Source organism: Achromobacter pulmonis, from assembly GCF_021733725.1.
In the GTDB taxonomy this organism is placed as follows: Bacteria; Pseudomonadota; Gammaproteobacteria; order Burkholderiales; family Burkholderiaceae_B; genus Achromobacter; species Achromobacter pulmonis.
Window position 1 is genome coordinate 4,336,280 of the sequence record NZ_JAIFOT010000001.1, and the last position, 21,940, is coordinate 4,358,219.

A 21,940-nucleotide genomic window follows, 5' to 3' on the forward strand; every position below is an offset into this window, starting at 1 on the left:
GAATCCTTGTCGCTGATTTTCTTGGATCACCTGTCGCCCCTGCGCCCAAGGAGTGGCCTAAGATGGTCCCATACACCTGTTTCCAGAACGCTCATCGCTCGTTCGACTTCAACCTCGTCGTTGTATTGGGGGACGTCATAAATGGTTAAGTTGATGTTCAATGCGAGCGGTTTCGCCCATTCCTCCAAATGCATCGCGTAGGTGCCACTTTTTGACGAAACCAGGTGTTGGCTTATTCTCGATCGAGGAGTAAAGCTGCGACCCACGTAGAGAGTTTCAGAGCCATCGAACTGACGATTAAATGTGCAGAGATTTTTCTTTCCGTCGTCTGTGCCTTGTCCGCCTTTGGCTCGTTCGATTTCGCTGAGAACGATCTTGCTTTGTTGAGGATTGTCCAGTTTGAATATATACAGGACACACTTTCGCTTGTCGGGCCGCGCGTAGCCCGTTCTCAGATCTTGAAGTTTGGACTCTGTCCATTCGCTCGAAACGGCAGAGGTGTTGAAACTCAGTTCGAAAAATGGTTCCAGCGTGAGAGTGCGGGCGATGGTGATCGCTTCGCTCAGTGTTTCCTGATAGCTGCTGATTGCATCTGAGACGATCTTCTTGTGTGGCATCTAAGGTATTTTTTAGAGTCTTTTGAAATTGCAGGCGGATGGCCGATGTTTGAGGAATTTATTGGACGTGTCAAGGCATGCCTAGGCACGGCTTTAGCCTAGCTCAATACCTAACTACAACAGAATCCGCACTCCGTACCGCCGAATCCCGGCAAACCGCCTCGATATTGTTCCCATCCGGATCCAGCACGAACGCCGCGTAATACCCCTTGTGGTACGCCCGTTCCCCCAGCGCGCCATTATCCTGCCCGCCATTGGTTATCGCCGCCTGGTAGAACGCATCCACCATGTCCCGGTCCCGCGCCTGGAACGCCAGATGCAGGCGCCCGGTCAACTGCCCCTGCACCTCATCGCTATCCGGCGTGGAAATGAACAACTCATCCGCCCAGAAATTCCTGTCGTCCGACCCGCCGATCGGAATTCCCAGCGCTTCAAATACCGCGGTATAGAACTTCTTGCTCGCCGGCAGATCTCGCACGACGAGTCCGATGTGGTCAATCAGGCGGCCCTTATGTCGGTCTCGATTCAGCACGGAATGCTCCTGCAACGTCAGGTTGGAAAAGTGCGCAGGTGGTGCATTGAAATTATTTTGTCTTGTTTCTTAACTGATAGTAATATCCGCGGGCTTTGGCGTAGCTTGCGGGGTTCTCCTGGACATTTCGGGAGCAAGCGAGGCCAGAACCCCTGTGTTCCGTATTGATGCCGAGGGGGAGACATGTGCATGCAAGCTTGCTCGCGGCAGCAAATTTTCCTTTATCACGTTCAAAGAGAGTCTCGATGTTCCGGTTCGGTACTGCAATTGCGCTTGCGTTGACCCTGGGGGCCTGCACCACCGTCAAGCACTCACCCATTTCCCAGGATTCGCTGGACAAGTTGGAAGGTCGATCAGTGGCCACTGTGAGTTATGAACGCCCCGATTTTGCAGCATTCACCGCTGGAAAGGCCGCTTTCGCGATGATCGGTGCCGCCGCGATGATCTCGGAGGGCAACACCATTGTGAAAGAGAACGCCATCGAGGACCCGGCAATCGCCATTTCAACGGCCTTGCAGGGCAAGCTTGCCGCCGCCAAGCGCACAACGCCGATGGCTTCCACTACGGTGCTCAAGAAAGACGACATTGCCACAGTCGTGGCCGCCAATCCAGGTAGTGATTTTCTTTTGGACGTGAAGACGCTGAGCTGGATGTTCAACTACTACCCGACCGACTGGGCACATTACCGCGTGACTTACAACGCGCGGTTGCGACTGATCGACACAGTGACCAAGACGGTCGTGGCCCAGTCCGCTTGCGCCTCGGTGCAAGGTGACGACAAGAATCCACCGACCAAGGATCAGTTGCTGGAGAACAATGCGGAGCTGCTCAAGAGCTATCTCGACAAAGCCTCCGTGGCATGCGCGGAAGTGCTGGCGCGAGACGTGTTGAAGCTCTGATGCCGGCGCCTCATCAAGGGAGACAGGTCGGGCAGCGCGACATCCACCGCTCGGCAATTTCCGCGCGATCTCCGAACCTGCATTCGTCAACCAAGCGGAGCCCTTCCAATGAGTGCGTCTGATCTGCCGGAGGTCTTCCAGGCAGCGGCCGCGAGAACGTCAGCGACGTTCCCGTCGTTGTCCAGCCTGTCCCGGCGGTTGGTCGTGACCGCGATCGTCGCGAGCTTGGCCGGCTGTGCGGCCAACAACACCTATATCCAGCCCGATGAGTCATCCTCCGCCAAGTTACGGGTGGTGCAAGGCAACCCGGATGACTATGGCTTGCTGCTGGGGGAATTGGACCCTCGCACCTGCCAGCTGCGTTCACAGGTCGGCTTTCTCAGCCAAGGCGCCCAGAAGGATGCTGTCAGGGTGGGTATGCTTGATGGCGCCCCGCCCGTCAAGGACGGCATACTGGAGCGGCGCATTCCGGTGGGTGAGCCGTTCGCGATCGTGCCCAAATGGTTCGTCACGATGCTCTCCCTCGGCTCTACGCTGTTTGTGCTGAATCCGGTGGGGGCAGGCAGGGTCAACGAAGAGATCAATGCAAAGCGACCGAGCGAATGCCGGTTTCCTGTTTTCGTGCCCAGGCAGGGGGAGCAATACGAGTTGCGCATCGATATCGCGCCCGGCAATTGCGATATCCGCCTTCAACAGCTCGTTCTTTCTCCGTCCAGCACGGTGGTGCGCGAGCCGGTAGAGCCGGTAGGCACGGTCAGTTATCAGCTCAGCGGCGCTGGATATCCTACGGGGAAGTGCGATATCCCCAACCCCGCGGATTAGTCGTATGGCACGTGTCGCCGATACCCGGATTTGCCTCCGGGTATCGGCGCTTGTCATCGCGCTGCCTATAATCCCCCCTCGATCCCCGCTTTGACGGCATTTCCCGCCGTGTCCCATGTCCGCCACCCCCCTACGCGTGCTGTCCGTCATCCCGCCGATGACGCAGCTCAATACGCCATACCCGTCCACCGCCTACCTGACCGGCTTCCTGCGCTCACGCGGCGTCACGGCCTCCCAGGAAGACCTGGCGTTGGCGCTGGTCCTGCGCCTGCTGTCGCCCGACGGCCTGCGCGCCGTGGCGGCCAAGGTGGAGGCGTTGCCGCTGGACCAGCACACCCCGGCGATCCAGGCCTTCATCGCCATGCAGCCGCGCTACCTGGCCACCATCGCCCCGGTCATCGCCTTTCTGCAAGGCCGTGACTCGACGCTGGCGCACCGCATCGTCGGCCGCCACTTCCTGCCCGAAGGCCCGCGCTTCGCCTCGCTGGACGTGTATGTCGACGACGAAGGCGGCGACCCGCTGGGCTGGGCCTTCGGCGCCCTGGGCCTGCAGGATCGCGCCAAGCATTTGGCCACCCTGTATCTGAACGACCTGGCCGACGTGCTGCGCGACGCCATCGATCCGCGTTTCGAATTCGTGCGCTATGCCGAATCGCTGGCCGGCAGCCAGCCGACCTTCGACCCGCTGGCCGAAGCGCTGGCCGCGCCGCTGAACCTGGTGGATGACACCCTGCGCGCCCTGACCCTGGAAGCCCTGGCGCGCCACCAGCCCACCATGGTGCTGCTGTCGGTGCCGTTTCCCGGCGCCGTCTACGCCGCCTTCCGCATCGCCCAGGCCATCAAGGCGCAGGATCCCAAGATCATCACCGTGCTGGGCGGCGGCTTCGTCAACACCGAGCTGCGCGAACTGAAAGACCCGCGCGTCTTCGACTATTTCGATTTCGTCTGCCTCGACGCCGGCGAACGCCCCTTGCTGGCGCTGCTGGAACACGTCCAAGGCAAGCGCTCGCGCCAGCGCCTGGTGCGCACCTTCCTGCGCGACGCCGACAGCGGCGCGGTGCGCTACGTCAACCTGGTCGAGCCCGACGTCGCCTTCGCCGAAGTCGGCACGCCCACCTGGGACGGCCTGCCGCTGGACCGCTACCTGTCGCTGCTGGACATGCTCAACCCCATGCACCGCCTGTGGAGCGACGGCCGCTGGAACAAGCTGACCGTGGCGCACGGCTGTTACTGGAAGAAGTGCAGCTTCTGCGACGTCAGCCTGGATTACATCGGCCGCTACGAAGGCGCGTCGGCCACCGTGCTGGCCGACCGCATCGAGGCCATCGTGCAGGAAACCGGGCAGACCGGTTTTCACTTCGTCGACGAGGCCGCCCCGCCCAAGTCCCTCAAGGCCCTGGCCACCGAACTGATCGACCGCAACGCCGGCATCTCGTGGTGGGGCAATATCCGCTTCGAAAAGACCTTCACCCCCGAGCTGTGCGAACTGCTGGCCGACAGCGGCTGCATCGCCGTCTCAGGCGGCCTGGAGGTCGCTTCGGACCGCCTGCTGAACCTGATGAAAAAGGGCGTGTCCGTCGACCAGGTGGCGCGCGTCACCCGCGCCTTCAGCGACGCCGGCATCCTGGTGCACGCCTACCTGATGTACGGTTTTCCCACGCAGACCGTGCAGGACACGGTCGACGCGCTGGAATACGTGCGCCAGTTGTTCGAGAACGGCTGCATCCAGAGCGGGTTCTTCCACCGCTTCGCCTGTACGGTGCATTCGCCGGTGGGGCTGAACCCGGAGGAATACGGCGTGACGCTGCGGCCGCTGCCGGAGGTGACGTTCGCCAAGAACGACATCGGCTTCGACGACCCGACCGGGGTGGATCACGACGCGCTGGGGCGGGCGTTGAAGAAAGCGATCTACAACTACATGCACGGGATCGGGCTGGACGAGGACGTGCGCAGTTGGTTTTCGTTCAAGGTGCCGAAGACGACGGTGGGACGGCATCGGATCAGTCGGGCGCTGGGCCAGTGAGATGGCGTTGGGGGCCGTCGGTCGGGGGGGGGGGCCGAGCCGCTGTGGGATAGCGCTCGTGGCCAAGGCGCCCGCCCGGTAGAAGACAAGCGGGGCCGATATTGACCAAACGCATGGGCGGGTGAGGTCTTTTGACGCAAGATCAACTTATCCTGCGCGTCGATATAAGAAGGGGCACACCATGAGCATCCGCCAGGCCGGCACGTTGCCGCGTACCGGCGCCGAGGCCAGGTCAATCGATCGCCGCCAGGCGCTGCTGGCCTTGGCCGCGCTCGGCGCAGCAGCCTTGCCGCGCCTGGCTGTGGCCGAGCAGCCCTCGACGGTGAAAACCCGTGCCCGCATCGTTATCGTGGGGGCCGGCGCCGCCGGCCTGGCCACCGCGTCCCGGCTCGCGGCCAGTCTCGACGGCGCGCGCATCATCCTGATCGATCCGCGACGCGAGCATTTCTATCAACCGGGTTTCACGCTCATCGCGGCGGGTCTGAAACCGGCGGACTACGTTATTTCCCGCACTGCCGAATACCTGCCGCCCGGCGTCGAATTGATACCGGAGCACGTGACACAGTTCGACCCGGATAGCCAGCGCGTCCATACCGGGTCGCAGGCCATTGCCTATGACTATCTGGTCATCGCCACTGGCCTGGCGCTCGAGTATGGGCTGATAGAGGGGATGGATGCGGGCCTGATCGGCAGCCATGGTGTGGGCAGCGTGTATCACGGCCCACAGGCGGCGCAAGCCACCTGGCGGATGATGTCCGCTTTTGTCGGGCAGGGCGGGCGCGGCATTTTTACGCGCCCGGCGACCGAGATAAAGTGCGCCGGCGCGCCGCTCAAGATGGCTTTCATTACGGAAGACTACCTGAGACGCCGTGGCACGCGGGACAAGGCCGAAATCACCTACAACGCGCATAACGATGCGCTTTTCGGCGTTCCGATCGTGTCGGAAAAGGTGCGGATGCTGTTTGAGTCGCGGGCCATCCGCGTCAATTACCGGCGCACGCTCAGGGCCATCGACCCCGCCAGGCGCATCGCCACCTTCGACACGCCCGAGGGCTTGCAGGATCAGGGTTATGACTTCATCCATGTGGTGCCGCCGATGCGCGCGCCGCAGGCAATCCGCAACAGCCCCTTGCCCTGGCAAAGCGGCCCTTGGCAAGCCGAGGGATGGGTCGAGGTGGACCCCCGCACGCTGCGTCATGCGCGCTACCCGAATGTATTCGCGGTGGGTGACGTGGCCGGGGTGCCTAAGGGCAAGACCGCGGCCAGCGTGAAATGGCAGGTTCCCGTCGCCGTCAATCATCTCGTTTCGCAGATCGCCGGAGCGCTTCCCGATGCGTTCTATACGGGCTATACCTCGTGCCCGCTCATCACCGGCCTGGGCCGGGCGATGTTGGTAGAGTTCGACTATCGCAATAACCTGACGCCATCTTTTCCGGGCGTGATCGCGCCGTTGGAGGAACTGTGGATTAGCTGGGTAATGGAGACGGTCGCGTTGAAGCCGACTTACCTCAGCATGTTGCGCGGCCGCGCATAGCCGCCCACCGCCATGAAGAACTTCGATGCCTGGACAATGTTCTACGTGCTGCACGAAATGCTTGGATTCGTGCTGTGGGTGCTGCTGGCTCTTGTCATGCTATGCGCCGTGCTGTTCGCGGCGCTGCTGTTCCGGGAAAATGGCATCATGGCCCGCAGGTGGAAGCAATCGCAAGCCTTTGGGCTGCTTGGCGGCGCGGGCGCGCTGGCGCTCGTGACATATGTGTCTGCTTCCGGATTGCCGAGGGTTGGCGGTCCCATCGACTGGTTCCTGATCTTGGCGGCGTTTGGCGTCGGCTTCATTGGATCGGCCATTTTTTTCTATAGCATCGCCGGCTGGCTCGCCTGGCTGCGGCGCCGCGCATGAGTCGTCGCCAAGCGGCCCGTGCGCGTGCCGGCGCAATTCGGCGGCGTCTGGCTGGCGTGGGGGGCGCCGCCGGGCCTGGGCGTAGTGGTAATCGGGATGGGGCCGGCACTGCGTGGCGATGCCGGCGCGTCATGCGCCGGCCGCACGGCGCTTGAATTCGCCCGGCCCCAGCCCGAATTCCTTGCGGAACGCCGCCGCGAAATGACTGGGGTTCGAATACCCCAGGTCGAACGCCACCTCCATCACCGTCACCCCGCCCGCGCGCAGCCGCCGCTGCGCGTCGCGCATCCGCTCCTGCTGGAACAAGCCATAGACGCTGTGGCCGAACAGCTCGCGAAAGCCGCGCTTGATGCGCATGGCGCTCAAGCCGGTTTCGGCCGCGATGCGCGCCAGCGTGGGGGGATGGGCCAGATCGGCCAATAGATAGTCCCGCGCCGCCAGCAGGCGCTGGCGGTGCGGGGCGGCGGCGTAGGCCCTGCCAATATCCGCATGGCCGGTTTCAAGAAACAGCCCCGTCAGCATCATGGCCTGCGCCTCGCGGATCAGCCGGGCAGCGGGCGTGTCGCATGCGGGCGCTCGCAGGTGCTTCAACTCACGGCTGACGGCGAGCACCAACTGATGCAGCTTTTCGCCGCGATACCCGGTCCGAAAGCACCCCCCTGAATCCAGCGACCGGCGCAACGGCGCGTCCATGTCTTCCATCCACGCGCGCAACACGTCCGGCCGCAGCGCGACGGTCAGGCTCTCGCACACGCCCTGCTGGACGAAGCGCCCGCGCCGATCCGGCGTGTAGTACACGCAGCCGGACGTTTCCCGCACCGCCTCGGCCCGCCCGGCGACGCCGCCTTCCAGCCAGCAATCGGTATTGCCGCGCAGTTGATACGACAGCAACACACGGCCGCCGTCGTCACGCGTGCGCACGGTAAACGGTTGCTCGAACGCGCTTTGCCAATGGCACAACTCGATGCCATCCGCCACGCGCAGGTACACCAACCGATGCCGCCGTCCCGGCAGGAAATGCGCCAGGAAGTCCGTGTCGAACAGCGAAGACGTGGACGTTTCGGGCGGGGGCAGGGGGGCGTCGTGGCGCGGCATGTCGTCGTGGGTCTTCACGTCGTGGGTCTTCATACAGGGAGCCGGTAAACCGATCCGGGGGTCGTGACCCGATCCGGGTAGTTGTGAGAATAAGACGCAATATTAAATGGAGCGGCTTCAACGCAATGTCTATACATCGCGCCGGCGACACGCACCGGGCCTCGCGATGTATGCCATCAAACAACCGGACCACGCTCATGATCTTCCAATCCCGCGCCAGATGCGCATCGCCCCGGGTTCTTACCGTCGGATTTCATTTGCTGCTGCTGACTTGGACCCACCCCGGCGGGGCGCTGGCGGCCGAGGCGGCCATGGCGGGCGACGCGCCCACCTTGCCGTCGGTCGAGGTCGTCGGCATCCCCCTGGACGACGGCGTCGTGCCGCGCCGCTCCAGCTCGGCCACGCGCACCGACACGCCTCTGATCGAGACGCCGCAGTCCCTCTCGGTGGTCACCCGCGAGCAGATGGATGCGCGCGACGTGCGCTCGGTCAATGAGGCCTTCCGCTACGCGCCCGGCATCGCCACCGAATCCTGGGGCGCCGTCACGGCCTATGACGACATGAGCATCCGCGGCTTCACCACAGGCAACGGCCCCGTCGACACTTTCCTGGACGGCATGCGCCTGAGCCGCGGCGTCTTATTCGGCGGCCAACAGGTCGATCCCTTCCTGCTGGAGCGCATGGAAGTGCTGCGCGGCCCCGCCTCGGTGCTGTACGGCACGTCCACGCCCGGCGGCGTCATTGCGCTGACCAGCAAGCTGCCGCGCGAGGATGCCGTGCGCCTGATCGAACTGGAAGGCGGCACCAGCCGCTACCGCCGCAGCTCGTTCGACCTGGGCGGTAAGGCCGACGAGCGCGGCACGCTGCTGTTCCGCGTCGTCGGCACCGCCATGAACAGCGACGGCCAGTTGGACGGCACCTGGTTGCGCCGCCGCGCGATCGCGCCCTCGCTCACCTGGCAACCCAGCGCCGCCACCCGCTTCACGCTGTACGCGCGCTACCAGGACGATCCCGGCCTGGGCATGATCTCGTCGGTGCCCGGCATCGGCAGCGTATTGCCCAATCCCTACGGCCAATTGCCGCCGCGCTTCAACGTGGGCGAGCCGGGCTACGACACGTTCGCGCGCACCATTCGCGCCGTCGGCTACCAGTTCGACCAGAAGCTGGCGGGCGACTGGTCCGTGAGCCTGAACGGCCGCTACACCCGCGTCGACAGCGACTATGACGCCGTGGTCCTGGCCGCCTTGCAACCGGACCTGCGCACCATCGACCGCCAGGTGCTCGGTTCCACTGAGCGCTACGACAGCTTCACCCTGGACAACCAGTTGAAGGGGCGCTTCGCCACCGGCGTCGCGCGCCACGAACTGCTGGCCGGCCTGGTGTGGGAGCAGATGCGCGGCGATGGCGACTACCGCACAACCTACAACGGCACCAAGCTGGACATCTACAACCCCGTCTACGGCGCATCGCAGCCCGTCCCGCCCACGGTCATGGACAAGGGCACGCGCTCGACGCTGACCGGCCTGTACGTGCAGGACCAGATCGCGCTGGGCAACTGGCACACCACCGTTGGCGTGCGCCAGGATTGGTCGACCATAGATTCCACCGACAAGCTTTGGCACAGCGGCTTTATCCAGAAGGACCAGGCCACCACCGTGCGCGCCGGCACGCTGTATCGCTTCGACAATGGCCTGGCGCCGTATGCGACCTACGCGCAGTCCTTCGAGCCCGTGAACAGCCTGTCCGCCAGCGGCGAGCCGTTCAAGCCGACCCGGGGCGAGCTGTTCGAGACCGGCCTCAAGTACCAGCCGGAGAACTGGGATGCGCTGTTCTCGGCGGCCATCTACCACCTGACCCAGACCAACGTGCTGAGCGCCGACCCGGCCAACCCGCGCCTGTCCGTCCAGTCGGGCGAAGTCCGATCACGCGGCCTGGAACTGGAAGCGCATGCGCGGTTGTCGCCGCAGTGGAGCGTGATCGCGGCGTATACGTGGCAGAACGTCGCATACACCAAGGGCAATGCCAATGAAGTGGGCCGGACGCCATCGCGCGTGCCGACGCGCTTTGGCGGCGTCTGGCTGGCGTGGGATGCGCCGTCCGGGTGGGGCGCGGCGCTCGGGGTGCGGCATAACGGGGGGAGCTGGGGCGGATACAAGACGCTGCAGGATTTCCGCGTGCCGGGATACACCTTGGTGGATGCGCAACTGCATTACGACCTGGGGCGGCAGGTGCCGAGCTTGAAGGGGACGAAGGTGCAGTTGAATGTGTCCAACCTGACGGACAAGCGGTATAGCGGGGGATGCTATGACCTGGACAACGGGTGCTTTGCGGGAGCGGGGAGGGTGGTTAGTTTGAAGGTAGGGTATCAGTGGTGAGGCGGGTAGATTGATGTCGAGATGAAGAAGGCAAGGTGACAGCGAAGAGTAGATCGTTCGGATACTACGCGAAGCCGACCGAGATCCTGTGGCCGAAGTGGCCAGGCGGCGTGAGCGAGCAGAGCATCTCGAGCGTGTCGCCGTTTTTCAGATACCGGGTGATGCCGATCGCACGGAACGTGTGATTGCCGATCTTTGTGGCGATGCCTCGCGGGCGCCACACGGGGCGCCGCCTTCCCGCCTCAGCGGCTTACCCCAGCCCGCCCTGGCACACATACTTGATCGACAAGTAATCGTCCAAGCCATATTTCGAGCCCTCGCGGCCGTAGCCGGATTCCTTGACGCCGCCAAACGGCGCGGCCTCCGAGGCCAAGGCGCCTTCGTTGACGCCGACGATGCCCGATTCCAGGGCGCGCGACACGCGCTCGATACGGCGCACGTCCTGCGTGTAGAAGTACGAGGCCAGGCCGAATGGCGTGTCGTTGGCGGCGGCGATGGCCTGGGCTTCGTCGTCGAAGCGGAACAGCGGCACCACCGGCCCGAAGGTTTCCTCGCCGCACAGCGCCATGCCGGCGTGGGCCCCGCCCAACACGGTCGGCGCAAAGTAATGCGGCCCCAGGTGCGTGAGGCGCTCGCCGCCGGTCAGCACGCGGGCGCCCTGGGCGCGGGCGTCGTCGACGTGGCGGGCGATCTTGTCGACCGCGCGGGCGTTGATCATGGGGCCGATCTGGCTGGCCGGGTCGGTGCCCGGCCCCACGCGCAGCGCCGCGACCTGGTCGCGCAGCAGGGTGGCGAAACGATCATACACACCCGCCTGCACATAGACGCGGTTGGGGCAGACGCAGGTCTGGCCGCCGTTGCGGAACTTGGCCGCCATGACGCCATCGACCGCCGCCTCCAGGTCGGCGTCGTCGAACACGATGAAGGGCGCGTTGCCGCCCAGTTCCAGCGACAGCTTCTTCAGGGTGGCGGCGGATTCGCGGGCCAGGTGCTTGCCCACCGGCGTCGAGCCGGTGAAGGTGATCTTGCGGATGCGGCTGTCCGCCAGCCATGTATCCACCGCCGTCGCGGCCTGCGCGCGCGATGCGGTGATCAGGTTCAGCACGCCAGGCGGAAAGCCCGCCTCCTGGCCCAGCCGCGCCAGCGCCAGCGCGGTCAGCGGCGTGTCCTCGGCCGGCTTGCCGACCACCGTGCAGCCGGCGGCCAGCGCCGGTGCGATCTTGCGCGCGATCATGGCCAGCGGAAAATTCCAGGGCGTGATCGCGGCCACCACGCCGATCGGCTCCTTGATGGCGGTCATGCGCTTGCCGCGCTGTTGGTCGGGGATGATGTCGCCATAGATGCGGGTGGCTTCCTCGGCGAACCAGGCGACGTACGACGCGCCATAGGCCACCTCGCCGTGGGCCTCGGCCAGCGGCTTGCCCTGTTCACGGCAGATCAGGGCGGCCAGTTCCTCCTGGCGCGCCAGGATCAGCGCATGCCAGCGCCGCAGCAGTTCCGCGCGTTCGCGTGGCAGGCGCGCACGCCAGGTGGGCAGGGCGGCCGCGGCCGCGTCGGCGGCGGCGCGGGCATCCTGCGGGCCGCTGTCGGGGACGTGGGCGATGACCGCGCCGGTGGCCGGGTCGGTCACCTCGAAACGATGCCCGGTTTGGCTCGGCGCCCAGGCGCCGTCGATGAAATTGTCGGGTTGGAACAGCGCCGATGCGTCGGCATGGGTGGTCATGTCGTTCAGGCTCCGTGGCCGTTGGCGGGCCGGGGGAATTGGCAGAAGGTAGGCCGCGCCGCCGCGGCCGGTCGGATCAGCAATCGAAATCGCGCGCCAGCTTGCGCGCGGCGCCGGCGAACAGCAGGATGTCCACGCCGGTCGCCACGAAGGTGCAGCCCAGTTCCAGGTAGCGCCGCGCCAGGGCCGGGTCGGACGTCAGCGTGCCGGCCGCCTTGCCCGAGGCCACGATGGTGCGCATGGCCGCCTCGATCGCGGCCTGCACCTCGGGATGGCCGGGGTTGCCGCGGTGGCCCATCGAGGCCGCCAGGTCCGCCGGGCCGATGAAGATGCCGTCCACGCCATCGGTGTCGCACAGCGCGGGCAGGTTGCGCAGGGCGGCGGTGGTCTCGGCCTGCACCAGCAGGCAGATCTCGTCGTCGGCCACGTCCAGGTAGTCGCCGCGCTGGTTCCATTGCGAGGCGCGGCCCACCGCGCTGCCCACGCCGCGCACGCCGTGGGGCGGGTAGCGCGTGGCCGCGACCAGGGCGCGGGCCTGTTCGGCGGTGTCCACCATGGGAACCAGCAGGGTGCGCGCGCCGATGTCCAGCAGCCGCTTGATGCGCGACGGATCGCCATCGACCACGCGCACCACCGGCTGCGACGGGTACGCGGCCACCGCCTGCAGCGCCTGCAAGGTGCTGCGCAGGTCGTTGGGCGCGTGCTCGCCGTCGATCAACAGCCAGTGAAAGCCGGCGGTTGCGGCCACTTCGGCCAGGTAAGGGTCGGCCATCGACAGCCACAGGCCGATGCGCGGCGTGCCGGACGCCAGCGCGGATTTGAAGGGATTCAGGGCGGGCATGAGTAGCGCCTATGACAAATGACGTGAAGGAAGCGCGCCGCGGACGCGGCGCCATGGATCAACTGACGATGCCCAGGTGCCACGGCACGAATTCGTGATCGCCCAGGCCCAGCAATTCGCTCTTGGTGCGCTGGCCCGAGGCGGCCAGCAGGATCTGCTCGAAAATGCGCTGGCCCATCTGCGCCACGCTCAGTTCGCCGTCGAGCACCGGGCCGCAATCGATGTCCATGTCTTCCTCCAGGCGGCGGAACATGGGCGTGTTGCTGGCCAGCTTCAGGGTCGGCGCAGGTTTGGAGCCGAACATCGAGCCGCGCCCGGTGGTAAAGCAGATCAGGTTCGCGCCGCTGGCGATCTGACCGGTTACCGCCACCGGGTCGTAGCCGGGCGAGTCCATGAACACCAGGCCGGGCTGGTCGATCGGCTCAGCGTATTCGTAGACCGCCTGCAACGGCGTGCTGCCGCCTTTCATGGCCGATCCCAGCGACTTCTCGAAGATGTTCGCCAGCCCGCCTTGCTGGTTGCCGTGGCCGACTTTGCCATTGAACTGAGCGTTCTGGCCGGCGGCATAGCGTTCCCACCAGGCCAGCCGCGCCAGCAGCTTCTCGCCCACTTCGCGGCTGGCGGCGCGCCGGGTCAGCAGGTATTCGACGCCATGGATCTCCGGCGTCTCCGACAGGATCGCGGTGCCGCCATGCCGCACCAGGATGTCCATGGCCGCGCCCAGCGCCGGATTGGCCGTGATGCCGGAAAACCCGTCCGAACCGCCGCACTCCAGGCCGATCTTCAAGTGCCGCGCCGATACTTCGCTGCGCGCGCAGTCGTTCGCCGCCGGCAGCATGGCTTCGATCGCGGCGATCCCGGCGGCGATGGTGGCTCGGGTGCCGCCGCTGTCCTGCATCACCAGCGTGCGCACCCGCGGATCGCGCGCCAGCCCCTGGGTATCGACCAGCGCATCGACCTGGTTGCGTTCGCAGCCCAGCCCGACGATCAGCACGCCGGCCAGGTTGGGATGCCGCGCATAGCCGGCCAGCGTGCGGCGCAGCACGTCGAAATGCTCGCTGGGCGAGGACATGCCGCAACCGCTGGTATGCGCGAACGCCGCCACGCCATCCACGTTCGGATAGGCCGCCAGCCGCTGCGCGTCGAAGTGCGCCGCGATGGCCTTGATGACGGTGGCCGAACAGTTCACCGATGCCAGGATGCCGATGAAGTTGCGTGTGCCGACCCGTCCATCGGGCCGCACGTAGCCGAGAAAGCGCGCCTGCTCGTCGGGCGCCACCGGCGCCACCGGCACCGCGTCCAGACAGAAACCCGGATCGCGCTGAAAATCCGCCAGCTCGACGTTGTGCGTATGCACGTGGTCGCCAGCTTCGATATCGCGGCCCGCCACGCCGATGACGACGTTGTACTTGCGAATGGTCTCGCCCTGCGCGATGCGGCGCGCGGCGATCTTGTGGCCGGCGGGCACCTGGGCCCGCACGCGCAGGTCCAGGTCCGGCAGGGACTGCCCCAGGCCCAGGCCGTCGCGGGCGATCAGCACATTGTCGTCGGGATGCAGGCGGATAAGCGGCGATGGCATGGTTCAGCTCTGTTGCAGCATGGCCTTCAGGTGCAGGCGCTCGATCAGTTCGGTTTCCTGGCCATAGACCTGGGCGACATAGCGCTGGTAGTCGGGGCCGTCCAGGTACATGACCGGCGCGTCCAGGCTGTCGGCGACCTGCTTGAATTCAGGGCTGGCCACGGCCTGGCGGAAGGCGTCGCGCAGGACTTTCTCGGCGGCCGGGTCCAGGCCTTTGGGCGCGCCGACGCCGTTGGGCGCGTCCACCACCACGTCATAGCCCAGGTCCCTGAGCGTCGGGCTGTTGCTGAAGCGCGGCGTGCGCTGCGCACCCCAGGTGGCCAACAGCCGCAGATTGCCGGCCTGAACTTGTGTGGCCCACGAACTGGAATCGGCCAGCAGGTCAATCTGCCCGCCCATCAGGTCCTGCAGCGCCGGCGCGCCGCCCTTGTAGGCGATGGCGTTGAACTGGATGCCGGCCGCCAGGGCGAACTGCTCCATGCCGACATGCGTCGCGCCGCCCACGCCCGCGTGGCCATAGGTCACGATGCCGGGATGCGCCTTGGCGTACTGCACCATGTCGGCCAGCGACTTGAAGCGCGAATCGGCCCTGACCACGATGCCGAAGGTCTGGCCCGAGGTGCGCGCGATATAGGTGAAGTCCTGGCGCGGGTCGGCCGACAGCATGCCCAACTGCGCAAAGCGCGTCACCGAAATCGGAATCTGGCCGATGGTGTAGCCGTCCGGCTTGGCGTTGGCCAGCGCCTTGGCGCCGATCATGCCGGATGCGCCGGCACGGTTTTCCACCACGATGGTCTGTCCCAGCACTTTGCTGGCCGCCTGGCATAACACCCGCATCGACTGGTCGGCCGTGCCGCCCACTGCCCACGGACAGATGAAGGTGATGGGGCGGCTGGGGAAGCCGGCCGCGCGCGCGGCCCGGGGCAGCATCGCGGCGCCGGCCATGGCCGCGCCGCCCAGCAGCAATGTCCGCCGCAGCGGCTGCATCGCAAAACGTTCTTTCATTGTCTCCTCGCTTTCGGTTCGGCCCGACTCTGGCGTTCGGACTTGCTTTGCATTGTGGCGGCGGTTTATATAACCTTCCAATCAAAAAATGGCATTGCTACATAACATGGATATTAAGTAGAGATCCCCATGGCCCAGATCGACCGCGTCCTGCGCAGCAACATCAAGCTGCGCCACCTGCAATTGCTGGTGGCGCTGGACCAGTTCCGCCACCTGGGCCGCACCGCCGAATTCCTGTCCGTCAGCCAGCCGGCCGTGTCGCGCATGCTGACCGAAATCGAATCGATGTTGGGACAGACCCTGTTCCTGCGGTCCACGCGCGGCACCGAGCCCACCACCGCCGGCGCCGCCATGGTGCGCTTTGCCCGCTCGGTGCTGGCTCAGTACGAGCGCACCCGCGACGAGATCGGCGCGCTCGAAAGCGGCGCCGCCGGCCGGGTGCGCGTGGGCGCCATGGATGTCGCCTTGTCGCCGTTGTTGGCCGACGCCGTGGACCTGCTCAAGCAGCGCAGCGGACGCGCCACCGTATTAATCGAAACCGGTGACCTGACCGGGCTGTTGCCCAAGCTGCGGCTGGGCGAGATCGACTGCTTCGTCGGCCGCCTGGAACCAGGCTACGCCTCGCCCGACCTGACCACCGAGGCCCTCTACGCCGAGCCCATGGTCGCCGTGGCGCCGCCCGGCCATCCGCTGGCGCGCCGTCGCAAGCCGACCTGGGCGCAGATCGCCGCCATGCCCTGCGTGATGCCGCCACCGTGGGCCTCGCTGCGGGTCAAGCTGGAACAGCAGTTCTACCGCCACGGCGTCCAGCCGCCCGAGGACATCATCGAGTCCTGGTCGTACCAGACGGTCGGGATATTCGTGCGCCGGCGCGGCGCGGTGGGCTTCATGGCGCAAAGCGCCGCGCGCGAACTCGAACGCGCCGGCACGTTGGCCGTGTTGCGGCTGGCGGTGGTAGTGGAGTTGCCCAGCGTGGGGATCATCACGCTGCGCGAGAGCACGCCGACGGCGGTGGCGGCGCAACTGATGCAGAGTCTGCGGCAGGCGGCGGGGGGGCGCAGGGCGTCGGGGGGCTTAGGTCGTGGCGGCGGTGGTCGGACGCGGTAGCCTGGCGCGCAGCCTTGCCGGCAGTTCACGCAACCCGGGGCCACCGGAGCGCGCACGCCGTCGTTTGACACCATTTTTTACCCCAGCCCTGGGCTGGGGCTGTCATCCTCGCCGGTACACTACGGCGATTCCTCAAGGAGCCATATGTCGATTCACACGTTGGGCCGTTACGGTGTCGTGCTATTTCTCGCCGCGTTGAGCTCGGGCTGTTCTTCAATCATCGGCGAGTGCGGCTTGGTTCGCAGCAGCTGCATGTATGAAGGAAAATACGAACAGGGCGAGGAAGACTACGCAGAGGCCGAAGCGAAGCGGCTGAACAAGCAGTCGACGGATCGCTTGCGCCGCAGCTCGGGGGATTGATCCCGGGCGTGGCCTTGTCGCCGCATTCAGGACGTCGCCACGGGCTCCGGCAGGAAAAACCGATCCTTCAACTCCTGCAACCCAATCCGATCCAGCATCTCCGTCAGCCGCTGTGCCGGCTTCCTACGCGGCAGATCCTTGTACTGCGCGATGATCAGCTCATTCTTCATCGAATGCTCCCACCCCACCAGCTCCGTCACGCTGACCTGGTACCCATGCGCTTCCAGCTGTAAGCACCGCAGCACGTTGGTGATCTGACTCCCAAATTCCCGCGTGTGCAGCGGATGCCGCCAGATCTCGGCCAGCGGATCGGCCAGCGCCTTGGCCTTGTTCTTCCTTAGCACCGACGCCACTTCCGCCTGGCAGCAGGGCACCACCACGATGTACTTGGCCTTTTTCTCCAGCGCGAAATGGATCGCGTCGTCGGTGGCGGTGTTGCAGGCGTGCAGGGCGGTGACCACGTCGATGGTCGCGGGCAGTTTGTCGGAGGTGATGGATTCGGCCACCGACAGGTTCAGGAACGACATGCCGCCAAAGCCCAGGCGCTTGGCCAGTTCTTCCGATGACTTGACCAGTTCCTCGCGGGTCTCGATGCCGTAGATGTGCGAGCCGGCCTTTTGCGCCTCGGGCTGTTCCTTGAAGAACAGGTCATACAGGATGAAGCCCAGGTACGACTTGCCCGCGCCGTGGTCGGCCAGGGTGACGGCGCCGCGTTGTTGCTGGACGTCCTTGAGCAGCGGTTCGATGAACTGGAACAGGTGGTAGACCTGCTTGAGCTTGCGGCGGCTGTCCTGGTTCATCTTGCCGTCGCGGGTCAGGATGTGCAGGGCCTTGAGCAGTTCGATCGACTGGCCGGGGCGGATGTCGTGGGTTTTCTCGGACATGGGGGTAAGGCAATGCGCCCCGCGTGGGGCGGGGCGCATGAATAGGCGGAAAGCGCCAGTTTAACGAAAACGCCGGCGTCAGACCTGCACGAGCACCGGCTCGCCCAGGTTCAGCATCAAGCGGTTGGCCCAGGCGAAGATCGCGTCCGAGTGCAGCAGGTCCAGCACCTCGCCGTCGCTCAGGCCCACATCCTTCAACGCCTGGATGCTGGCCGCATCCACCGACGCCGGCGCGTCCGTGATCTGGATCGAGAACTGGCTGATCGCGCGTTCCCGCGCGGTGGTGCCGGCGGTGGCCGGGTCCTCGAACACTTGCGCGATCACGTCATTGCGCTTGGCCAGCTGTTCGAAGCGCTGCGCGTGCACCGACGCGCAGTAGACGCAGCCGTTCACGCGCGACACCACGGTCGCGCCCAGCTCACGCTCGGCGCGCGACAGGCCGCCGGGCGCGTACATGATGGCGTTGAAGGCCGTGGAGCGCTGGCGCAGGATTTCCGGCTGGTGCACCAGGAACAGATAGTAATCCGAGACCTTGGCCTTGGGGTGGCTTTCTTCCAGCACCGCGATCTGCTCGGGCGTGGCGCTGTCGACCTGGACCACGTCCAGCCACGCCTTCCATTCCAGCACTTCGTTGGTGAAGCCGTGGGCCTTGATGACGGCGCCGGGCTCGGTGGCGGCGGTGTTGGGCGGGAAGGGGGCGGGCGGGACGCCGGCCGCCAGGGGCGTGGCCGCCAGCGCCTGCATGGCGTGCAGGCCGGCGATCAGGCGCACCTGGTACGACAGGAACGCCACCAGTTGCGACAGCGTGACCACGGCCGGCGTGGAGACGCCGGCGGCCGGCAGGGTCTTGAGCGCGGCCTCGTCGCCTTCGACCGGTTTTTCGATCAGTTTGCGCGTGAATTCCAGGATGGCGGCCAGGCGCGGATCGGCGGCGTCCGCCGGCGTGCCGGACTCGGCCACCTGGATGTCGGCGGCGCTGGCGCCGGCTTCGGCCAGGCGCTGGCGGTAGTGCGCGGCCAGCGCCGGCGACGGCGTCAGGCGCGCGGCGTACAGCGCGACCAGCAGGCGCTCGGCCAGCGTCAGGCCGGGCAGCGCCGGGTCGAACAGGGCGTCGTAGCTGCCCTGGGTGGCGGCGGCCACCTTGTCGCGCTGGTGGCGCACGGCGTAGGTGGCGCTGTCGGCCTGCAGGCCGACGAGCTGGTCCACCAGGTCGCGGGCGGCGTCGTAGACGATGGGGGGGTGTGCCATTGAATCAATCTCCTTGGATGTCGTTCAGCGGGCGGCTTGTCCGCGCGCCTTGACCGCGGCGTCCAGGAACTTCAGCACGCCTTCCCACGATTGCTCGTCGGCGCGCGCGTTGTCCTTGGGGTTGCCGCCGCTGGTGCTGATCTTGCCGGACACGGGGTGGGCGTAGACCAGTTGGGTGGTGGGCACGTAGGGGAACAGGATCGAGTGGCCGCCGTTCTCGTAGTCCAGCCATTGAACCGGGTACGGGTGCTGCACTTCCGCCAGTTTGTCCCGCACCATCTTCGAGTACAGGCTGGACGGCCACGAGCCGTCGTCGGTGGCCGACAGCAGCATCACCGGGCCCTGGATGTCCTCGACCTTGATGCGAGCGCGGGCCACGGCGTCGGGGTCCTGCAGCGCGGTGAGGATGGCCTTTTCGTGGCGGTGCGGCGACGGGCCTTCGTCGAACGGCGCCCAGGTGGCGGTACGGTTGTTCTCCCAGACGTGCGGCAGCGGCTTGCCGCCCAGCAGCCAGGTCGGGCCTTCGCGGCCGATTTTGGGGTCGCAGGCGTTCTGGCCGCTGTGGACCACGGCGCCGGGCACGTAGGCGACGACGGCCGAGACTTCCGTGGGGAAGGTGGCGCCCAGCAGCAGCACCAGTTCGCCGCCGCGCGACTGGCCGCTGATGGCGACGAAGTCGTGCTTGGGCTGGACCTTCTTGCGCAGCCAGCGCAGGCCAGTCTGGAAGTATTCCAGCGGCGTGTTGGAGATGTAATCCGACAGGCCGGGCGCCTTGAAGTAAGCGAGCGCGAAGGCGGCGTAGCCGCGCGATGCGTACAGCGCGGCGCGCGGTTCGTTGATGCCGCCGCCCGAGCCGTTCAGGATCAGCACGGCCGGATGCGAGCCGGGTGTGGCGCCGGGCGGCAGGTACAGCGTGCCGACCAGGCCGTCCTCGCGCACGTCCTGGCGCGTCACGCCATCAGCCGCCAGGCGCTGGGTGAAGCGCGCCACGCTCTGGGCGCCGGCCACGCGCGCCACCACCTCGGTGACCAGCGGCTCGGTCACCGGGTGGTTGAAGGGCTCGCGGCTGGGCGAGTCCACGGGCGACTGCGACCACACCAGGCCCATGGGCGCGAGGCCGCTATAGTCGCCGGAGACGGGCGCATCGCGCGTCAGGTCGACCACGCCGTCCTCGCCCGCGATGAAGGCGGCCTGGCTTTGCCAGAGCACGCCGTTGCGGCGGGTGAGGGCGGTGATCTCCACCGTCTGGCCGGGCGCGGCGTGCTCCACCCGGATCTGGCGGGGCACGTCGATGAGCGCGTCGGCAGGTTGGATGCTCAGGCTGGGTACCATGTGCGCGCCTTACTTGGCCGAGTCCTTGGTGACCATCATGGCGGCGGTGCGGTCGCTAGTCATGGGGGTGACCTTCAGGCCTTTCTTGGCGGCTCAGATGTTCTTGTAGTGGAACAGCGGGATGATGCCGACGTCGTCGGACACCATCTTGACGGCGTCGCGCAGGATGGCTTCACGCTTGGCCACGTCGAATTCCGAGGTGGACTGGTCCAGCGCGGCATCGACCTTGGCGTTGCTGTAGTGGCCCCAGTTGGAGGCGCCCAGGCCCTTCTTGGCGTCCACGGTCGCCAGGATGTTGACCAGCGCGTAGCTGGCTTCGCCCGTGCCGTTGCCCCAGGCCAGCATGCTGACCGCGAATTCATTCTTGTTGGCGCGGCCCGAGTAGACGGCCCACGGCACCACTTCCACTTGCGTCTTGACGCCGATGCGGGTCCAGAACTGCGCCACCGCCTGGGCCGTTTCCGGGCCTTGCGGGTAGCGGTCGTTGGGCACGTGCATGGTCAGCTTGAAGCCCTCGGGATAGCCGGCTTCGGCCAGCAGCTTCTTGGCCTGGGCGACATCGTTGGGGATGTCCTTGACCTCGGGGTTGTAGCCGAAGGTGCCCTTGGGCATCCATTGGTTGGCCTCGGTGGCGGCGCCTTGCAGGATGCGGTCGGCGATGGCCTTGCGGTTGATGGCCAGGTTCAGCGCCTGGCGCACGCGCACGTCCAGCAGCGGGTTCTTGTCCAGCGGCTTGCCGTTGTTGTCGGTGATGTACGGGTTGGGCGCGGGGTTGAAGCTGGGCTGCAGCAGCATGACGCGCAGGCCGTCATAGGGGAACACGGAGATGCCGGGCGACTTCTGCAGCTTGGCCAGGTCCGACACCGAGACCTTGTCGATCACGTCGACGTCGCCGGCCAGCAGCGCGGCGGTGCGGGCGGCGGCGTTGTTGATGTAGCGGTAGTTGACCTTGTCCCAGGTGGCCTTCTCGCCCCAGTAGCCGTCATTGCGTTCCATGATGACGCGATCGCCGGGGGTGTACGACACGAACTTGTAGGGGCCGGTGCCGACCATGGCCTTGCCCGAGTTGTAGTCTTCGGTGGTGGACTTTTCGCCGACGTGCTTGCTGACGATGTGCACCGACGCCAGATTCAACGGCAGGTCGGGGTTCGGGGCGCGGGTCTTGACGATCAGCGTCAGCGGGTCCTTGGCGCTCATCGACTCGATGGTGCGCAGGTAGCCGGCGAAGGTGGCGACGCTGCCGGGCACGGCGCGGGCGCGGGTGTACGAATAGATCAGGTCATCGGCCGTGAAAGGCACGCCGTCCTGCCACTTGACGCCCTCGCGCAGCTTGAATTCCCAGGTGGTGCTGTCCAGCGGCTTCCAGCTGACGGCCAGGCCGGGCTGCAGCTTGTTCCACTTGTTTTCGACCAGCAGGTCCCAGAAGTGCAGATCGACCGAGCGGTCGCCGGCGTGGTTGTTCAGTTGCGGATCGAGCGACGACAGCGGGTCGGCAAAGCCGATCGCCAGGTTGTCGGCCGCGGCCGCGGCGGATGCGCCGAGGATGGCGGCGGTCAGGGTCGAGAGAATCAGGCGTTTCATGTTCGGGGTCCTTGGTG

General features: G+C 66.0%; 18 protein-coding genes and 1 pseudogene. 8 read left to right on the top strand and 11 right to left on the bottom strand.

Annotated features, from left to right (window positions below; genetic code table 11):
* Window positions 1–26: 26 nt before the first annotated feature.
* Together K2W61_RS19865 and K2W61_RS19870 are read right to left on the bottom strand one after the other, a co-directional pair.
* Window positions 27–617 (bottom strand): hypothetical protein, encoded by a 591-nt coding sequence (locus K2W61_RS19865; RefSeq protein WP_236756389.1) that lies wholly within the window; start codon window positions 615–617, stop codon window positions 27–29.
* Between the two features lie 103 nt (window positions 618–720).
* Window positions 721–1,149 (bottom strand): VOC family protein, encoded by a 429-nt coding sequence (locus tag K2W61_RS19870; protein ID WP_175131436.1) that lies wholly within the window; start codon window positions 1,147–1,149, stop codon window positions 721–723.
* Window positions 1,150–1,394: 245 nt separating this feature from the next.
* Here K2W61_RS19870 and K2W61_RS19875 point away from each other — a divergent pair, with 245 nt between their 5' ends.
* The 5 genes from K2W61_RS19875 to K2W61_RS19895 all read left to right on the top strand — a co-directional run bounded on the left by K2W61_RS19875 (window position 1,395) and on the right by K2W61_RS19895 (window position 6,793).
* Window positions 1,395–2,048, top strand: a complete 654-nt coding sequence (locus tag K2W61_RS19875; RefSeq protein WP_175131435.1) for a hypothetical protein — start codon at window positions 1,395–1,397, stop codon at window positions 2,046–2,048.
* A 108-nt stretch (window positions 2,049–2,156) separates the two neighbouring features.
* Window positions 2,157–2,870 carry a hypothetical protein gene (locus tag K2W61_RS19880; RefSeq protein WP_236756390.1) on the top strand — a complete coding sequence of 238 codons (714 nt, stop codon included), beginning with the start codon at window positions 2,157–2,159 and terminating at the stop codon, window positions 2,868–2,870.
* Between the two features lie 115 nt (window positions 2,871–2,985).
* A complete protein-coding gene (locus tag K2W61_RS19885) occupies window positions 2,986–4,893 on the top strand; it encodes a B12-binding domain-containing radical SAM protein (protein WP_236756391.1) in 1,908 nt (635 codons plus the stop codon).
* A gap of 181 nt (window positions 4,894–5,074) precedes the next feature.
* Complete coding sequence (locus tag K2W61_RS19890) at window positions 5,075–6,427, top strand: NAD(P)/FAD-dependent oxidoreductase (protein ID WP_236756392.1); 1,353 nt, start codon at window positions 5,075–5,077, stop codon at window positions 6,425–6,427.
* A 12-nt stretch (window positions 6,428–6,439) separates the two neighbouring features.
* Window positions 6,440–6,793, top strand: a complete 354-nt coding sequence (locus K2W61_RS19895) for a DUF5368 family protein (protein WP_236756393.1) — start codon at window positions 6,440–6,442, stop codon at window positions 6,791–6,793.
* Between the two features lie 129 nt (window positions 6,794–6,922).
* On the opposite strand, the gene K2W61_RS19900 is transcribed toward K2W61_RS19895, so the two are convergent.
* Window positions 6,923–7,921 carry a helix-turn-helix transcriptional regulator gene (locus K2W61_RS19900; RefSeq protein ID WP_236756394.1) on the bottom strand — a complete coding sequence of 333 codons (999 nt, stop codon included), beginning with the start codon at window positions 7,919–7,921 and terminating at the stop codon, window positions 6,923–6,925.
* A gap of 224 nt (window positions 7,922–8,145) precedes the next feature.
* Between K2W61_RS19900 and K2W61_RS19905 the strand changes: the two genes are divergently transcribed.
* Window positions 8,146–10,263 (top strand): TonB-dependent siderophore receptor, encoded by a 2,118-nt coding sequence (locus tag K2W61_RS19905; RefSeq protein WP_236756395.1) that lies wholly within the window; start codon window positions 8,146–8,148, stop codon window positions 10,261–10,263.
* Window positions 10,264–10,513: 250 nt separating this feature from the next.
* On the opposite strand, the gene K2W61_RS19915 is transcribed toward K2W61_RS19905, so the two are convergent.
* The 4 genes from K2W61_RS19915 to K2W61_RS19930 all read right to left on the bottom strand — a co-directional run bounded on the left by K2W61_RS19915 (window position 10,514) and on the right by K2W61_RS19930 (window position 15,411).
* Window positions 10,514–11,986, bottom strand: coding sequence for an NAD-dependent succinate-semialdehyde dehydrogenase (locus K2W61_RS19915; protein WP_236756396.1), 1,473 nt, complete (start codon window positions 11,984–11,986; stop codon window positions 10,514–10,516).
* Between the two features lie 76 nt (window positions 11,987–12,062).
* A complete protein-coding gene (gene hpaI, locus K2W61_RS19920) occupies window positions 12,063–12,827 on the bottom strand; it encodes a 4-hydroxy-2-oxoheptanedioate aldolase (protein ID WP_175139699.1) in 765 nt (254 codons plus the stop codon).
* Window positions 12,828–12,885: 58 nt separating this feature from the next.
* Complete coding sequence (locus tag K2W61_RS19925) at window positions 12,886–14,406, bottom strand: UxaA family hydrolase (protein WP_175139700.1); 1,521 nt, start codon at window positions 14,404–14,406, stop codon at window positions 12,886–12,888.
* Window positions 14,407–14,409: 3 nt separating this feature from the next.
* On the bottom strand, window positions 14,410–15,411 hold the full coding sequence (locus tag K2W61_RS19930; protein WP_236756397.1) for a tripartite tricarboxylate transporter substrate binding protein: 1,002 nt from the start codon (window positions 15,409–15,411) through the stop codon (window positions 14,410–14,412).
* Between the two features lie 129 nt (window positions 15,412–15,540).
* Between K2W61_RS19930 and K2W61_RS19935 the strand changes: the two genes are divergently transcribed.
* Both K2W61_RS19935 and K2W61_RS19940 read left to right on the top strand, forming a co-directional pair.
* A complete protein-coding gene (locus tag K2W61_RS19935) occupies window positions 15,541–16,518 on the top strand; it encodes a LysR substrate-binding domain-containing protein (protein ID WP_236756398.1) in 978 nt (325 codons plus the stop codon).
* A 144-nt stretch (window positions 16,519–16,662) separates the two neighbouring features.
* On the top strand, window positions 16,663–16,878 hold the full coding sequence (locus K2W61_RS19940) for a hypothetical protein (protein ID WP_175131423.1): 216 nt from the start codon (window positions 16,663–16,665) through the stop codon (window positions 16,876–16,878).
* A gap of 26 nt (window positions 16,879–16,904) precedes the next feature.
* On the opposite strand, the gene K2W61_RS19945 is transcribed toward K2W61_RS19940, so the two are convergent.
* From K2W61_RS19945 to K2W61_RS19960, 4 genes and pseudogenes are all read right to left on the bottom strand, one after another.
* Window positions 16,905–17,762 carry a class I SAM-dependent methyltransferase gene (locus K2W61_RS19945; protein WP_175131422.1) on the bottom strand — a complete coding sequence of 286 codons (858 nt, stop codon included), beginning with the start codon at window positions 17,760–17,762 and terminating at the stop codon, window positions 16,905–16,907.
* Window positions 17,763–17,840: 78 nt separating this feature from the next.
* Window positions 17,841–19,010: a CMD domain protein gene (locus tag K2W61_RS19950; RefSeq protein ID WP_236756399.1), complete on the bottom strand. Its 1,170-nt coding sequence runs from the start codon at window positions 19,008–19,010 to the stop codon at window positions 17,841–17,843.
* 24 nt (window positions 19,011–19,034) lie between these two features.
* Window positions 19,035–20,342 carry an acyl-CoA thioesterase/bile acid-CoA:amino acid N-acyltransferase family protein gene (locus K2W61_RS19955; protein WP_175131420.1) on the bottom strand — a complete coding sequence of 436 codons (1,308 nt, stop codon included), beginning with the start codon at window positions 20,340–20,342 and terminating at the stop codon, window positions 19,035–19,037.
* A gap of 9 nt (window positions 20,343–20,351) precedes the next feature.
* Window positions 20,352–21,923 (bottom strand): annotated as a pseudogene (locus tag K2W61_RS19960) (ABC transporter substrate-binding protein).
* Window positions 21,924–21,940 lie beyond the last annotated feature (17 nt).

Bases quoted from the DNA above. Each gene is read 5' to 3' on its own strand.
- K2W61_RS19915 (WP_236756396.1), bottom strand. From the start codon at position 11,986: ATGACCACCCATGCCGACGCATCGGCGCTGTTCCAACCCGACAATTTC.
- K2W61_RS19955 (WP_175131420.1), bottom strand. From the start codon at position 20,342: ATGGTACCCAGCCTGAGCATCCAACCTGCCGACGCGCTCATCGACGTG.
- K2W61_RS19925 (WP_175139700.1), bottom strand. From the start codon at position 14,406: ATGCCATCGCCGCTTATCCGCCTGCATCCCGACGACAATGTGCTGATC.
- hpaI (WP_175139699.1), bottom strand. From the start codon at position 12,827: ATGCCCGCCCTGAATCCCTTCAAATCCGCGCTGGCGTCCGGCACGCCG.
- K2W61_RS19940 (WP_175131423.1), top strand. From the start codon at position 16,663: ATGTCGATTCACACGTTGGGCCGTTACGGTGTCGTGCTATTTCTCGCC.
- K2W61_RS19945 (WP_175131422.1), bottom strand. From the start codon at position 17,762: ATGTCCGAGAAAACCCACGACATCCGCCCCGGCCAGTCGATCGAACTG.
- K2W61_RS19875 (WP_175131435.1), top strand. From the start codon at position 1,395: ATGTTCCGGTTCGGTACTGCAATTGCGCTTGCGTTGACCCTGGGGGCC.
- K2W61_RS19950 (WP_236756399.1), bottom strand. From the start codon at position 19,010: ATGGCACACCCCCCCATCGTCTACGACGCCGCCCGCGACCTGGTGGAC.
- K2W61_RS19885 (WP_236756391.1), top strand. From the start codon at position 2,986: ATGTCCGCCACCCCCCTACGCGTGCTGTCCGTCATCCCGCCGATGACG.
- K2W61_RS19900 (WP_236756394.1), bottom strand. From the start codon at position 7,921: ATGAAGACCCACGACGTGAAGACCCACGACGACATGCCGCGCCACGAC.
- K2W61_RS19895 (WP_236756393.1), top strand. From the start codon at position 6,440: ATGAAGAACTTCGATGCCTGGACAATGTTCTACGTGCTGCACGAAATG.
- K2W61_RS19865 (WP_236756389.1), bottom strand. From the start codon at position 617: ATGCCACACAAGAAGATCGTCTCAGATGCAATCAGCAGCTATCAGGAA.
- K2W61_RS19880 (WP_236756390.1), top strand. From the start codon at position 2,157: ATGAGTGCGTCTGATCTGCCGGAGGTCTTCCAGGCAGCGGCCGCGAGA.
- K2W61_RS19890 (WP_236756392.1), top strand. From the start codon at position 5,075: ATGAGCATCCGCCAGGCCGGCACGTTGCCGCGTACCGGCGCCGAGGCC.
- K2W61_RS19935 (WP_236756398.1), top strand. From the start codon at position 15,541: ATGGCCCAGATCGACCGCGTCCTGCGCAGCAACATCAAGCTGCGCCAC.
- K2W61_RS19930 (WP_236756397.1), bottom strand. From the start codon at position 15,411: ATGAAAGAACGTTTTGCGATGCAGCCGCTGCGGCGGACATTGCTGCTG.